A 14,874-nucleotide genomic window follows, 5' to 3' on the forward strand; every position below is an offset into this window, starting at 1 on the left:
CGGAACCGGCGGGGGGACCGGCCGGGGCGCGGGCGGGGGGCCGCCGCGCGGGTGCAAGGGTCGGCGACGGGACGGCCCGCCGCCGGATTCAACGGCCATGGCCGAGTGCCGGAGGGTCGAGTGCCACGGGCGGCCTCAGCCCGCAACCCGCCGCGGCGCCCGGAGGCGCCAGATCACGCAGGATCGCTCGGCCGGATCGAGGGCGATGCGGTGGGTCTTGCCGCGCAACTCGAACGTGTAGCCCTGCAGCAGGTCCTCGACCTCAACCGCCCCGTCGTCCGGCAGGCCGAACAGCCAGAGCGGCACCTCGTAGGTGCATTCCTGGCGGTTCTTCGGATCGAGGTTGACCATGGTGAAGACGCAGTTGTCGCGCTCGGGCGTCGCCTTGGCGTAGGCGATGATGTTGTCGTTCCAGGCACCCGTGAAGGCGACATTGCGAAAATCCCAGAGGGCGGGGTTCTCGCGCCGGATCTTGTTGAGCTTGACGATGTGCTCGCGGATGTTGCCGGGCCGGTCGTAGTCCCAGGCCTTCAGCTCGTATTTCTCGGAGTTGAGATACTCCTCCTTGCCGGGATACGGCGCGGCCTCACACAGCTCGAAGCCGTTGTAGATGCCGTAGACCGACGAGAGGGTCGCGGCGAGCGTGCCGCGGATCACGAACCCGGCGCGCCCGCTGGTCTGGAGGAAGTAGGGATTGATGTCGGGCGTGTTCGCGAAGAAGTTGGGGCGATAATACTCGCCCATCTCGCCGGCCAGCTCCAGGGCGTAGTCGGTGAGTTCCTGCTTCGTGTTGCGCCACGTGAAGTAGGTGTAGCTCTGCTGGTAGCCGGCCTTGGCGAGCTTCTTCATCATCTTCGGCCGGGTGAAGGCCTCGGCGAGGAAGATCGCGTCCGGATACTGGCCGTTGACCTCGCCGATCACCCATTCCCAGAACGGGATCGGCTTGGTGTGCGGGTTGTCGACCCGGAAGATGCGCACGCCCCGCGCGCACCAGCCGAGCAGGATGTCGCGCAATTCGATCCAGAGCGAGGGCAGGGCGCCCCCGTAGAAATGGACGTTCGAGATGTCCTCGTACTTCTTGGGCGGGTTCTCGGCGAATTTCAGCGTGCCGTCGGGGCGCCACTCGAACCATTCCGGATGGTTCTTGATCCAGGGATGATCCGGCGAGCACTGGATCGCGAAGTCGAGGGCGATCTCCATGCCGTAGGCGTGGCTCGCCGCGACCAGCCGCTCGAAATCCGCGAGCGTGCCGAGGTCGGGATGCACGGCCTCGTGGCCGCCCTCCTCCGCGCCGACCGCGTAGACCGAGCCGACGTCGCCGGGCTCGGCCTTGAGGGTGTTGTTCTTCCCCTTGCGGTTCGTCCGGCCCACGGGGTGGATCGGCGTGAAGTAGAGAACGTCGAAGCCGAGCTCGCGGATCTCGGGCAGGCGCCGGATGACGTCGTCGAAGGTGCCGTGGCGGTTCACGTCCATCGACTGGGAGCGCGGGAAGATCTCGTACCAGGCGGAGAACCGGGCCGCGAGGCGGTCGGCGATCACCGGCAGGGTCACGGGATAGCGGGTGAGGTTCACCCGCTCGGCGTTCCGGCGCACGAGGCGCGCCGCGTCGGGGGCGAGGATCCGGTCGAGCTGGGCGGCGGAGCCCGTCTCCTCGGCGGCGAGCGCCGCCACGAGCGCGGCGAGCCGGTCGGCGTCGCGCCCGCCCCGGGTCCGGGCGAGGGAGGCGGCGGTCCCGACGAGGGCCACGCCCTCGATCGTCTCCAGGCGCACGTCGACGCCGGCGGCGCGCTTCTTCAGGGTGTCGCGCACCCAGGACGAGAAGGCGTCGCGCCACGCGATCAGGGTGAACTCGTAGCGGGCGTTCCGCTCCAGGGGGAAGTGCCCGGCCCAGCGGTCGTTGTCGACGAAGACCATCGGGTCCTCGCGCCACGCGTCGCTGCCGGCGACCCGCGACAGGATCGCGGCGTCGATGATCTCGTGGCCGTCGGAGAAGATGTCGGCCTCGACCCGCAGGGATTCGCCGACGATCCGCTTCACCGGCGAGCGGCCGCCGTCGAGCTCGGGGCTGACCGCCTCGATCACCACCCGGCCCTCCCCGTCCGGGGTGCCGCGCTCCGGCTGGCGGGCGACCTGCTGGGCGCTCGCCGCGAGGATGCGCAGCTCGCCGGGCATCAGGTCGATGGCGCTGCCGGGATGGAACGCGATCGGCTCAGCCTCCGGGGTCCGGTCGACGAAGGCGCCGAGCATCCCGCCGGTGCGGGCGATGAGCGCGCCGGCCTCCACCGGCACCGGCTTGTCGGTCGGGTTGTAGAGCACGATCAGCCCGTGCTGCGCCGAGGCCGGGTGGCCGGTGTCGAAGCGGGCGAGCGCCACCAGATCGCTGTCGGGCGACGAGATCCGGATCTGCGCGCCCTCGACATTGGCGGCCGGCAGCTCCGCCCGCAGGGCGTTGATGGCCCGGATCGAGGCCGAGATGTCGATGCCGGTCTCGTTCTCGCGGTCGCGCGGGGTGGTCTCGACCACGTGCAGCGCCCGGCGGTAGCCCCACTCGTAGCCGATCGGCATCAGCACGCCGGCCGAGAAGAAGGCGGCGAGCGCGTAGCGGGTGCGCAGGTGGGCCGCCACCGCCTCCGGGCCGCCGCCGATCTCGGCGGCGAGGCGCTTCATGTCGTGGTTTTCCGGGAAGGCGATCGAGGGAGCCAGCACCCGCAGGCGCTCGTACTGCTCGAGCGCCCAGGGCTTCCTCAGGTCCCACCACGCGAAGGAGTTGAACAGGTAGTCGAAGCCGGCGCCGGCCGTGGCCCTTGCCTCCTCGAAGGTGCAGCCGAGGGTCTCGGCGGCGAACAGGCAGGCGGGATCGCGGCCCTTGGCCTCCCCGATCAGGACCCGCCAGGTCTCCGGCGGCACCTTGTAGGCGGCGTCACAGCGGAAGCCCGCGACGCCGAGCCCCTGGAGCCGGGCGACGTAGCCGCCCCAGATCCGGGTCAGCTCGTCCCGGGCGGCCGGCGTGTGGTAGTCGAGCTCGGCCAGATCGCCCCAGACGGTGCGGATCGACGGGTCGTCCGGATCGACGGCGGCCGGGTGCATGATCGAGCCGTCCGGCTCCTTCATGAACAGGTCGGGCCGCTCGGTGGCGAGCCGCGCGTTGTCGGCGGTGTGGTTGATCACGAGGTCGGTCATCACCGACAGGCCGGCGGCCCTGGCGGCGGCGCAGAAGCGGCCGATCTGCGCGTCGTCCGGCGTGCCGTCGGGGTCGCGGAACCGCTCGTCGAGGCGGTCCGGGTCGGCGACCGCGTAGAGGCTCTTCGAGCCGCCGGTCTGGTGGAACGGGTTCAGGTAGATCCAGTCGAAGCCGAGGGCGGCAATCCGCGGCAGCTCGGCGGTCCAGTCCGCGACGCGCCCGACCAGGAGCGGGAACAGGTTGTAGATCCGCGGCCCCGCGGCGCAGGGCGCCAGCGCGGCCGGCAGGACGGCCTCGGCCCCGGACGTCGCAGCGGCTTTGGTCGGTGCGTTCATGCTGGCTTCTGGCTCCCGTTCCTGTGTCGTAACGCCCGAACCGCGCGGGTGTGCCGCGTGGATGCGGCCGGTCTTCTCTCAGCAGACTTGCGTGACAGGGCTGCGGAGGCGGCACCGGAAGAAACGCCCGGACCGCCGTCTTTGCGAGCGGAGCGGAGCAATCCCGTAGCGCCACGCCTCGTTAAGTTGCGCTGCCCTGGGTCGCTTCGCTGCGCTCGCGATGACGGAGGGGTTATGACTCCCGCCGCAGCACCGCGTAGGGCAGGTCGCGCAGGAGGTCGCCGAGATCGGCCCCCTCCCCGCCGCTCTCGACGATGCGCCCCGACACGAGGTCGCGCCAGCGGGTCTCTGCCCCGAGAGCGACCCGGGTGCCCGCGAAGGCTTCGCCCGACCAGCCCGCCTCGCCGACCAGACCTGCGAAGAGCCGCGGCACCGCGACGAACAGGTCGCCACCCTCCTGACCGGGATCGGTCCGCCAGTAGGCGATGACGTGGTCGGCCCGGGGACCCGTCGCGTCCACGGGCTCGTAGGCCGCGCTGGCGTAGAAGTCCGGGCGCTCGGCCCGCTCGGCGAGCAGCCGCGTCAGCGTCGCCTGCTTGACCCGCCCGTTCGGCCAGTGGCCCAGCAACTCGGCGGGCGCGCCGCCCTGCTCCAGCATCCGCTCCAGGGCCGGGTAGTCCACCGGGCGGCGGTTGTCGGGATCGACGAAGGAGAAATCCCAGATCTCCGTGCCCTGGTAGGTGTCGGGCAGGCCCGGCAGGGTGCATTTCAGGACCGTGCGGCCGAGGCTCGCCAGCATGCCGAGATGGGCGAGCCGCCGGGCGAAGGGCCGGAGTGCGCTCAGGAAATCCGAGCCCGGGGCGATCAGGGCCGTGAACAGCTTCCGGACCGCGCCCTCGTAGACCTCGTCGACGTTGACCCAGCTCGACCGGCGCTTGCCCTCGCGCATGGCCTTCTTGCCGTAGGCGATGAGCCGGTCCCGGAACTCCGCGATGGCCTCGGGCGCATCCTGCTCCAGCAGCTCCAGGGGCCAGGCGCCGAGGATCGCCTGGAAGAACATCCACTGGTCGTTGGCGTCGGGGGCCGGCTCGCCGTCGATCCGGGCGAGGTGCGGGCCGGCGACCCGCTGCCACAGGTCCCAGGCCTTGGCCCATTCCTCGGGGATCTCCGAGAGGGCGAGCAGCCGGGTGCGGGCATCCTCGCCGCGCTTGGTGTCGTGGGTCGCCGTGGTGATCATGGCGCTCGGCCAGTCCCGGGCACGGGCGATCTGCAGGTCGTGGAAGTGCTCCGCGTCGATGCCGTACTCGCCCGGATCGCCGCCGACCTCGTTGAGGCCCAGCAGGCACGCGTAGCGGTAGAACAGCGTGTCCTCCAGGCTCTTGGCCATGACCGGGCCGGTGAGCTGCTGGAACCGGCGGCGGAAGCGCAGGGCCACCCGCGGGTCCGGCCGGCCCGGCCCCGCCGTCTCGATCCGCCCGAGCAGGACGTCGGCGGCGAAGTCGTGGACCGAGCGGTCCGGCAGGCTCGACCAGCGCTTGGCCTTGGCGACCGCGCCCTCGATCAGGCGCACGTCCTCGGGCTCGACCTCGCCCTCCTCCAGCTCCGGCGGCAGGTAGCTGCGGTAGGTCGGGAAGCGCGCGATGATCTCGATCAGCGCCCGGCGCAGCGCGTTGACGGTGAAGTCGCGGGTGCGCCGGTCGGCGTCGGCCACCTCCTTGAGGTCGGTGGTCAGCACCTCCAGCTCGCTCGCGAAGCTGATCTCGAGGATCTCGGCCTTGGCGGCGCGGAGCTGGAAGCCGTAGGGCTCGTCGAAGCCCGTGGCCCAGGTGTAGAGCCGCTCGATTTTCCCGCGCTTCCCCTTGTCGACCAGGATGCCGTCGAGCTGGTTGAGCACGTCGTAGCCCGTGGTCCCGGCCACCGGCCAGGGCCGCAGCCGCTCGCCGGGCTCCAGGATCTTCTCCACGACCACGTAGAAGCCGGGGCCGACGGCCGCCTGGAGCGCCCTCGCGTAGCCCAGCGGGTCGGCGAGCCCGTCGATGTGGTCGATGCGCAGGCCGTCGATCCGCCCCTCGCGGACGTGCCGGAACACGGTCTCGTGGGAGCGGTGGAAGATGTCGGAGAGCTCGACCCGCAACCCCGCCAGGGAGTTCACGTCGAAGAAGCGGCGGTAGTTGATGTCGCTCGACGCCACCCGCCAGTGGGCGAGCCGGTAGGCCTGGGCCTCCAGGAGCCGGTGCAGCGGCCCGAAACTGTCCGGGCGGCCCTTGAAGCCGTTGAGCAGCGCCAGCGTGCTGGCGGTGGCCTCCTGGATCAGCGGCGACACGCCGTAGATCTCGGCGAGCCGGCGCTTCAGCCCCTCGGCCTCCTCGGGGAAGCCTCTGCGGCGGGTCTCGTCGGGATCGATCGACATCGCCCGCAGCCGCTCGGAGATCGCGAGCAGTTCCGCCGTGGTGTCGTCGTCCACCGCCCCGATGGCGGCGATCACGCGGTTGAGGATGGTCGGGTAGCTCAGGGGCCGGATCGGCAGCTGGTGCTCGTAGTGCCAGACGCTGAAGGCGCCCTTCTCGGGGTCGAACTTCAATTCCAGCGTGCCCTTCTCCAGGGCCTCGCCGTAGCGGTCGCCCAGGAACGGGATCACGAGGTTGCGCCCGGCCCCGAGCCGCTGCCAGTCGATGTCGAAGGCGTCGGCGAAGGGCGACAGGGAGCCCCATTCGAGCACCGAGAGCCACCACGGATTGTCGGCCCCGCCGACGCCCATGTGGTTCGGGACGATGTCGAGGAGCAGCTTGATCCCGTGCGCGTGGAGCGTCTCGGAGAGCTGGATGAAGCCCGCCTCGCCGCCGAGTTCCGGGTTGATCGCGCCGTGGTCGACGATGTCGTAGCCGTGGGTCGAGCCGGGCCGCGCCTTCTGGAGGGGCGAGGCGTAGACGTGGCTGATCCCGAGCCGGTGCAGGTAGGGGACGACCCTCCCCGCATCCGCGAAGGTGAAGTCCTTGTGGAACTGCAGCCGGTAGGTCGAGCGCGGCGGCGGCGCGGCGAGGCGCGCGGCGCCCGAGCGCGGGCCCCNTAGACGTGGCTGATCCCGAGCCGGTGCAGGTAGGGGACGACCCTCCCCGCATCCGCGAAGGTGAAGTCCTTGTGGAACTGCAGCCGGTAGGTCGAGCGCGGCGCCGGCGCGGCGAGGCGCGCGGCGCCCGAGCGCGGGCCCCGCGCCTCGGCCGACAGGGCGGCCGCGAGCTTCGCCAGCGGGCCGCCGGGGGCGGCGATGTCGGCAAGCTCCCGGTCGAGCTTGCGCCGCCAGTTCGGGTAGCCCTCGGTCGAGCCCGGGACGTTCGCCTGGGCGAGTTCGGAGACCACGTCCTCGTACTGGACGGCGGTGAGCATCGAGGGCGCGCGGGCGAGGTAGCGGGCGGCGGCCTCGAAGGGCGCGGAATCCGGCGGCTCGGCGGAGGGGATGAGCTGCTCGGCCGCCAGCGCCTCGGCGAGGCGGCGGCGCTCGACCACGCGCTCGGCCCGCTCGGCCTCGGCCCGCTCCTGGTCGTAGAGGCCCAGCGACTGGCGGGTGTCGGTGTCGACCCCGCGCCACCAGCCGACGAAGGTCGGCAGGTCGTGGGTGGTGATGGCGGTGAGCGCGTCCCGCGGATAGGCCGAGGGCGACTTGAACCGGCCGTCGCCCTCGCGCTCGAAGGCGAGGATCCGGTAGCTCAGCACCCCGGCCCGCATCAGCGCGTCGGAGAAGCCCTCGGGCGCCGTGCCGAGATCCTCCGCGATGACGAGGCACTTGTTGCGGTGGCTCTCCAGGCGCAGCACCGCCAGCATCGGCTCAAACGGCATGGCCACGTAGGCGCCGGCCTGGGCGCCCTGCCCGAGCGGGATCAGGAACAGCCGGGCGAGCTGGAAGGCGTGGTCGATCCGGATCGCGCCGGCGTGGCGCATGTTGGCCTGGACCAGGGCGCGGAAGGCCGCGAGCCCGTCGCGCTCCATCGCCAGCGGGTCGAAGGCCGGCAGGCCCCAGTTCTGGCCCTTGGGCGCCAGCAGGTCCGGCGGCGCGCCGATCGAGACCTTGTCGGCGAAGCGCTCGGGATGCGACCAGATCTCGGAGCCGCCCCGGTCGGCGCCGACCGCGAGGTCGCGGTAGAGCCCGACCCGCATGCCCGCACCGAGCGCCGCCGCGGAGGCCTCGGCGAGCTGCCGGTCGGCGAGGTATTGCAGCCACGCGTGGTAGCCGACGCGGTCCGCGTTCTCCGCCGCGAAGGTCCGCACCGCCTCCGTGCCGGCGCGGCGGTATTCCTCCGGCCAGTCGCCCAGCCAGTGGGCGCCCTGCTCCCGGAAATGCTCGGACAGCGCCTCGAACACGGCGTGCGCTTCGAGATCCGCGCCGCCCTCCTGGCGGAAGCGCTCGAAACCCGCGTCGGTGCCGGCCCGGGCCGGGGACTCGGCCCAGAGGGCCCGGAGCACCGGGTCGAGCACGTCGTGCACGCCCTGGTGGTCGACCAAAGCCGCCTCGCGGAGCGCCGTGATCGCGTCCGCGCGCTCGGCGAGCAGCGCCTCGGCGCGGGACCCGGCGAGCCCCGGCAGGCTGCGCGGGGCGATGAACAGGGTCTCCAGGAACAGGCGCGAGGAGGGCGAGTAGGGCGAGATCTTGGTCCGGTCGGAGCCGAACAGGGCGTGGACCGGGCTCAGGCCTAAGAACGCCGCGCCGCGCAGGGCGGCCTCGCGGGCGGCCTCGCCGGCATCCGCGTAGGTGCCGATGCCGATATTGGTGGCCGAGCGCAGGCCGTAGAGCTGCGCGGCCATGCCCCAGTCGGAGGCCCCCTCCTCCGTGTAGGGGCGCGGGCGCCAGCAGCGCTGGGGCGCGGCGATCACCCAGGATTCTGTGCGGGTCTGCCCGGCCTGAACGGTGAGGCGGTGGTAGCCCGGCGTCAGCGGCGGCAGCTCGAAGCCCGGCTCGGCCCCCTGCGGGTTGGCCCTGCCCTCGCGGGCCGTGCCGCGCTCGTCCACGAGGCGCCAGACCAGGGTGTGGGGCGCGCCGTTCTGCGGACGCACCGGGACGCGTGCCGCCCGGCGGGCCTCCACCGGCAGGAGCGGCGGGATCAGGCCGCGGCGCAGGCGCTCGACTTGCGCCAGACTCTCGGCGATTGCCGCCTCGTCGTCCACCGCGAAGCCCAGCGCCGCGAGCAGGCCGCGGCGGACCTCCAGGGGTGTCTCGACGGGCTTGCCGAAGGCGTCGGTGTAGCCGGCGGCGACGCCGACGAGGTCGGCCAGCTGTTCCAGGGCGCTCACGAGCGGGACTCCGTCAGGAACACGCCCGTCCAGGAGGGCAGGTCGCGCCCCGCCCCGTCCGGGGCGTTGGTCCAGACCAGCCTGGCGCCGCCCGGATCCACCGCGAAGGGCGCGGCCCCGACATTGGCGACGAAGCGCAGGGTGCCGGCGCCGAAGCGCCAGGTGCAGTCGACCACGTCCGGGCGCGGCAGCGTGGCGGCGGCGCCGTCGTAGCCGGACTTCGCCAGCGGCACGACCACGTCCCGGCGCAGGCCGAGGAGCCGCGTCGTCTCGGCCAGCACCTCCCGGTGGGGCGAGCGCTCCCGCTCGGACCAGTCGAGCTTCGAGGCCTCGAAGGTCTCCCGTTCCGTGGGATCGGGGATCTTCGAGGTGTCGTCCGCGAAGGCCGCGAAGCTCTTGAACTCCCGGCGGCGGCCGTCGCGCACCGCCTTGTTGAGATCCTCGTCCGGCGCGAAGTCGACGAAGAACAGGAACGGCGCCGAGGCCGACCATTCCTCGCCCATCCAGAGCATCGGGATCTGGGGCGCCAGCAGGAGCCCGGCCCGGGCAAGGTCGAGTTTCTTCGGATCGGCCAAGTGGTTGAGCCGTTCGCCCAAGGCGCGATTGCCGACCTGATCGTGGTTCTGCAGGAAGGTCACGAAGGCGGAGGGCGGCAGGTGCCCGGAGGGCTCGCCGCGGGGATGGTTGTCGAGCGTGGCGAACGGCTCGCCCTGATACGCAAAACCCTCCGCGAGGCAGCGGGCGAGGTGTTGGACGGGTTTGTCGGCAAAGCTCTTATAATAGCCGGCATCCTCGCCCGTCAGCAGCACGTGCCAGCAATGGTGCAGGTCGTCGGCCCACTGGGCGTCGTGCATCTTCGGGCGCCCGGCGGCGTCCCGCTCCAGCCAGCGGGCCTGGTTGGCCTCGTTCTCCAGCATCAGGTGGATCTGACGGTCCGGGAAGGTCTTTCGGACCGTCTCGCCGAGCTCGGCGAGGAAGTGGCGGGGCGAATCGTCGAGAATCGCGTGGACGGCGTCGAAGCGCAGGCCGTCGAACCGGTACTCCTCCAGCCAGTACAGGGCGTTCTGGATGAAGAACTGCCGCACCGTGGCGCCGCTCTCCTTGCCGTCGAAGTTGATGCCCGCGCCCCAGGGGGTCTGGTGGCGCTCGGTGAAGAAGGTCTTGGCGTAGGCGTGCAGGTAATTCCCGGCCGGGCCGAAATGGTTGTAGACCGCGTCGAGATAGACCATCAGGCCGAGGCCGTGGGCGGCGTCGATCAGGCGCTTGAGGTCGTCCGGCCGGCCGTAGGCGGCGTCGGGCGCGTAGGGCTGGACGCCGTCGTAGCCCCAGTTGCGCGAGCCCTTGAAGTCGGCGAGCGGCAGCAGCTCGATGGCGGTGACGCCGAGCGCCTTGAGGTCGGGCAGCCGGGCCTGCAGGCCGGCATAGGTGCCCTCGGGCGTCGCGGTGCCGACATGGCACTCGTAGATCACCGCCTCCTCGAAGGGCCGCCCGGTCCAGCCCGCGTCGGACCACGCGAAGGCGCGCGGGTCGATCACCTCGCTGAGGCCCGAGACGTCGTCGGGCTGGAAGCGCGAGGCGGGATCGGGGGCGACGAGGTCGCCGTCGATGCGGAAGCCGTAGCGGGCGCCGGGCTTCACCCCCGGCAGGGCGGTGCGCCGCCAGCCGCCGCCGGATTCGGGCAGCGGGTGGTCAACGCCGTCGACGACGAGGTCGACGCTCCGGGCGGTGGGCGCCCAGAGGGCGAAGCGGACGCCGCCCCCGACCATCTCGGCCCCGAATTCCATGCTGTGGGCGCGCCGCATCGGGCCACCGTCCTCGTCATTGGCCGCGCGCACCGGGGCACAAGCGCGGCAGGATCATCTGTCGTGGGAGAAGGCCCCGGGTTCGATCCGGTTCCCGCAGCGCAGCTATGGCGGAGCGCCCGCGTGGCAATGGGGTGACGGGCGGGGACGACGGACAGGGGCGACGGGCGAGGACGACGGGCAGGGGCGACGGGCAGGGGCGACGGGCCGCGCCGCCCGGAAACTAAGCCGCAGTTCCGTCCGCGTCGGGCGGCCCTATCTTGCCCGGCCGGCACTCTCGTCGGTCTGGGAGCGGACACTGGGTCGGACGAACATCATCGGCATCCACGGGCTCGCCAACAAGCCGCCCCGGGATGAGAAGGCCGCCTGGTGGCGCGCCGCGATCCGCGAGGGGCTCGACCGCAATCGCGGGCTCCGGGTGGCCGAGGACGGCCTGCCCTTCACCTTCGTCTACTGGGCGGACCTGCGCTACCCGCAGCCGCTCTCGGGCGACCGCAATCGCGAGCCCTACCGCCCCGATCACGGCCTCGGGCCGTTCCCCTCCCCGGCGGGGGAGCCCGACCGCGCCGAGCCGACCCTCGCCGACCGGATCTATCGCGGCCTGTCGCACCTGCAGGAGGCCGCCGGGGTGACGCCGGTGGACGACCTGATCCTGGAATACCGCCTCGACGATCTCTGGGGCTACTACGAGGACGCGGCGTTCCGGGCGGCGGCGCGGGCGCGCCTGCGCGACGCCCTGGCGGCGGCCGCGGCGGACCGCGTGCTGATCGCCGCGCACTCGATGGGTGGCCTGATCGCCTACGACGTGCTGCGCGCCGCCGAGGCGGGCGGGACGCCGATGCCCCGCTGCGAGCTGGTCACCCTCGGCGCGCCCCTCGGGCTCGCCGAACTGAAGCTGAAGCTCGCCGACGAGCACGGCGACCTCCGGGTGCCGGCGGCGCTCACCGCCTGGACCAACCTGATGGACCGCCGGGACATCGCCACGGTGGGCGACGACCTCGCGGCCCTCTACGCGCCGAACGCCGCCGGCGTGCGGGTGCGGGACGTCCCGGTGATCAACGCCTACCGGAGGCCGGACGGCGCCGAGAACCGGCACAAATCCTACGGCTACCTGCGGACCCCGGAATTTTCTCGGGTGCTCGCCGCGTTCCTGGACGCCGCGGGCTGAGCGGGGCCCGGGATCCGGTCAGAGCCGGCCCGGCACCGCCTCGCGCAGGACGCGCTCGGTGGCGGCGTCCTCGATCTTGTTGATCAGCCGCTTCGCCTCGTGCTCGTCGCGCAGGGTCTTGGCCAGGGTGAAGGTCGTGCCCGTGAGGAACAGCGACGCCATGGCGAGGTAGCCCTTGATCCAGATCTCGGCGGGCAGGAAGAAGATGCCGATCGTCAGCATGGCGGCGGCGGCGGCGAAGCTGACCAGCGTGAAGGTCTTCCAGGCGCCGGTATGGGGCATCTGCGGTGTCATGGTGCGGTCTCCTGAGGAATGTTCGAACGGGGATTGGTGCGGCTCCGGTCAGGCCCCGGCCCTGAGGCGGTCCAGCACCGCGAGCGGGTCCGTGCGGGGGCGGCCGTAGCCCGCCGCCTCGAGATCGGCCTCGATCCCGCCCGCGGCCTCGGCCTCGAGCTCGGTCAGCGCGGCGGCGACGTCTGCCTCGGCCGCCTGCCGCTCGCGCAGGCGCGCCAGCGTCCGCTCGGCCTCCCCGAGGGCGCCCGCCGACAGGGTCGTGACCCGGCGGCCCTCGAGGCCGGCCCGCCGCAGCGCCTCGGTGGTGCGGGCGGTCTGGAGCCCGCGGTCGAGATCCCGCAGCCGCTCGCCGCCCTGCGCGACGAGGCGCTTCAGCCGCTCGACCTCCGCGGCGAAGCGCTCGGCGGCGGCCCGGCGGTCGGCCCGCTCGTCCTCCAGGGCGGCGATGTGGNGTCCTCCAGGGCGGCGATGTGGATCGCCGCCTCGGTCCCGAGATCCTCGCGGCCGTCGCCGAGCGCCCGGCGCGCCCCGTCCGACAGCGTGTCGATGCGGCCGCCGATCGCCGCCAGGGCGCGCGCCTCGGCGGCGTGGTAGGCCATCGCGACGGCCAGCTCCCGCCGGGCGGTCGCCAGGGCGCCGGCGGCGTCCCGGATCTGCTGGCGCAGGATCGTCACGGCATGGGCGTCGTGGATCGCCTGGGCGTTGTCGGCGATCACGCCGCGCATCAGGAAGGAGAGGGTCCTCATCACGGTTCACCTCGCGGGAACGACGGGCCGGACCGTGTCCGGATTTGATTGAACGTCGTTCATGAAACAAGTAAACACGGCGGGCGGCGGGCCGCAAGGTATAAAATGAACGAGGTTCATAAAAAATCGAGAGGGCGGCCGCGGAAGGAGCCGGGCGACCGGGCGGCCGATCGCCGGGCCCTGATCGACGCCGCGGTGGCGATCCTGAACGCGGGCGGCGCGGCGGCCCTGACCGCCCGCGCCGTCGCGGAGCGGGCCGGCACGGCGGTCGGCTCGGTCTACACGCAGTTCGACAGCCTGGAAGTGCTGCGGCTGGAGGCCAACGCCGTGACCATGCGGCAGCTCCGGGACGCCCTCGCGGGGGCGCTGGCGGCCTGCCCGTCGCGGGAGACGGAGGCGCGGCTCCTGTGCCTGGCCGACGCCTACCTCGCCTTCGCGGGCGCGCACCACGCCGCCTGGGCGGCGATCTTCGAGCGCCGGACCGTGGCGGCGCCGGACTCGGTGCAGGCCGACATCGCGGCCCTGTTCGGGATCCTGGAAGGGGTGCTGCGCGACGGCGGCCGCCTCGCCGAGGCGGCGATCCCGGTGATGGCGCGGGCGCTGTGGTCCAGCGTCCACGGCATGACCTATCTCGCCGATCTCGGCAGCCTCGGACCCCTCGGGGTGGACGACGTGCGGCCGATGATCGGCGCGCTGGTGCGGGCGGCGGTCCGGGGCTTCTCGGCGGACTGAGCGCCCGGCTCGCTCCGCGCCCTCGCAAGAGGCCGCCACCCCCTGGGCCACATCGGGCAGAGTGCGCGTCCTGGCCATCCGGCCCGGCTCGAGCTGGGGCTTCACGCTGACGATCCCGGGATCGCGACGGCGGGGCGCGCCGCGCCTTCACGGCGCCGAACTTTGAGGCTCCGGCGTAAGCGGGCCGAGACGGCAGGGCCTTGCGCCCGCCCGCCCGATTCTGTCCACTCGCGCGCAAGACAAGCCCGGATCGGACACGGAGCCGCCGGGCCACAGGGAGAAGCGTCATGGTGCGTGCGTCTCGGACGGGCTCGTTGCGGCTGGGCCGCCGCCGGCTCCTGCGGGCAGGATCGGCCCTCCTGCTGGCCGGGCTGGCGCTGGCCACCCCCGCCCGGGCCGACGATGCCAAGGTCCGGATCAGCCGGCAGCCGGGCTTCGTCTACCTCCCGGCCGTGCTCGCCGAGCAGCACAAGCTGATCGAGAAGCACGCCAAGGCCGCGGGCCTCGGCGACGTCGCGGTGGAGTGGGTCAACCTGACGAGCGGCGCGGCCGGCAACGACGCGCTGCTCTCGGGCAATATCGACATCGTCGACAGCGGCTCGACCAACATGCTGCTGCTCAACGACCGCACCCGGGGCGACGTGAAGGGCCTGTGCGGGGTCGGCTCGACACCGATGCTGCTGCTCACCCGCAACCCGGAGGTGAAGGAGCTCAAGGACTTCTCGTCCAAGGACAAGATTGCCCTGCCCTCCGTGAAGGTCTCGTCCCAGGCGGTGCTGCTCCAGATCGCCGCCAAGAAGGCGTTCGGGCCCGAGAACGCCACCAAGCTCGACCCGCTCACCGTCCAGCTCGGCCATCCCGACGCGGTGGCGGCCCTGGCGAGCCCGCACAACGAGGTCAACAGCCACTTCTCGCTGCCGCCGTTCCAGCAGCGCGAGCTGCAGGACCCGGCGATCCACAAGGTGCTGAATTCCTACGAGCTGGTCGGCGAGCCGGTGAGCAACGCGATCTTCTACGCCCGCACGGCCTGGTTCAACCGCAACCCCAAGCTCGCCGCCGCCATCGTGGCCGCCATCGACGAGGCCAATGCCGAGATCGCCAAGGACCCGCTCCAGGCGGCCAGGGACTACGTGGCGGCCACCAACGAGAAGACGCCGCCCGAGACGCTGGTCGAGATCATGAAGGAGCCGGGGACGAACTTCTCCACCACCCCCTACGGCATCATGCTCCAGGCCCGGCACTTCTACGCGATGAAGACCATCAAGGCCGAGCCCAAGGACTGGAAGGACACGTTCTTCCCGATCGTCCACAACCTCCCGGGGAAGTAGGCCCC

7 protein-coding genes and 2 pseudogenes are annotated in these 14,874 nt (G+C 72.2%); 3 read left to right on the plus strand and 6 right to left on the minus strand.

The genetic code is table 11. The features are described 5' to 3' along the window. Positions 1 to 135 precede the first annotated feature (135 nt). The 4 genes and pseudogenes from MOTC310_RS00745 to treZ all read right to left on the minus strand — a co-directional run bounded on the left by MOTC310_RS00745 (position 136) and on the right by treZ (position 10,601). Positions 136 to 3,516, minus strand: coding sequence for a maltotransferase domain-containing protein (locus MOTC310_RS00745; RefSeq protein ID WP_331300466.1), 3,381 nt, complete (start codon positions 3,514 to 3,516; stop codon positions 136 to 138). A 232-nt stretch (positions 3,517 to 3,748) separates the two neighbouring features. Beyond that, positions 3,749 to 6,580, minus strand: a pseudogene (gene treY, locus MOTC310_RS00750) (malto-oligosyltrehalose synthase); the annotation flags it as partial. Between the two features lie 26 nt (positions 6,581 to 6,606). After that, positions 6,607 to 8,799 (minus strand): annotated as a pseudogene (malQ, locus tag MOTC310_RS00755) (4-alpha-glucanotransferase); the annotation flags it as partial. Then, positions 8,796 to 10,601 (minus strand): malto-oligosyltrehalose trehalohydrolase, encoded by a 1,806-nt coding sequence (gene treZ / locus MOTC310_RS00760; protein ID WP_331300467.1) that lies wholly within the window; start codon positions 10,599 to 10,601, stop codon positions 8,796 to 8,798. The gene treZ and the pseudogene malQ, both read right to left, overlap by 4 nt. 19 nt (positions 10,602 to 10,620) lie before the next feature. Between treZ and MOTC310_RS00765 the strand changes: the two genes are divergently transcribed. After that, the gene (locus tag MOTC310_RS00765) at positions 10,621 to 11,769 is read left to right on the plus strand and encodes a hypothetical protein (protein ID WP_419539837.1); all 1,149 of its coding nucleotides are present in this window, start codon (positions 10,621 to 10,623) and stop codon (positions 11,767 to 11,769) included. A gap of 18 nt (positions 11,770 to 11,787) precedes the next feature. Here MOTC310_RS00765 and MOTC310_RS00770 read toward each other — a convergent pair whose 3' ends face one another. Both MOTC310_RS00770 and MOTC310_RS00775 read right to left on the minus strand, forming a co-directional pair. Further along, the gene (locus MOTC310_RS00770) at positions 11,788 to 12,063 is read right to left on the minus strand and encodes a YiaA/YiaB family inner membrane protein (RefSeq protein WP_012318586.1); all 276 of its coding nucleotides are present in this window, start codon (positions 12,061 to 12,063) and stop codon (positions 11,788 to 11,790) included. Between the two features lie 371 nt (positions 12,064 to 12,434). After that, on the minus strand, positions 12,435 to 12,809 hold the full coding sequence (locus MOTC310_RS00775; protein ID WP_331300468.1) for a PspA/IM30 family protein: 375 nt from the start codon (positions 12,807 to 12,809) through the stop codon (positions 12,435 to 12,437). A gap of 105 nt (positions 12,810 to 12,914) precedes the next feature. Between MOTC310_RS00775 and MOTC310_RS00780 the strand changes: the two genes are divergently transcribed. After that, complete coding sequence (locus MOTC310_RS00780) at positions 12,915 to 13,541, plus strand: TetR/AcrR family transcriptional regulator (protein WP_331300469.1); 627 nt, start codon at positions 12,915 to 12,917, stop codon at positions 13,539 to 13,541. Positions 13,542 to 13,828: 287 nt separating this feature from the next. After that, complete coding sequence (locus MOTC310_RS00785; RefSeq protein ID WP_331300470.1) at positions 13,829 to 14,869, plus strand: ABC transporter substrate-binding protein; 1,041 nt, start codon at positions 13,829 to 13,831, stop codon at positions 14,867 to 14,869. Positions 14,870 to 14,874 lie beyond the last annotated feature (5 nt).

Source organism: Methylobacterium oryzae, assembly GCF_036441375.1.
Taxonomy (GTDB): domain Bacteria; phylum Pseudomonadota; class Alphaproteobacteria; order Rhizobiales; family Beijerinckiaceae; genus Methylobacterium; species Methylobacterium oryzae_A.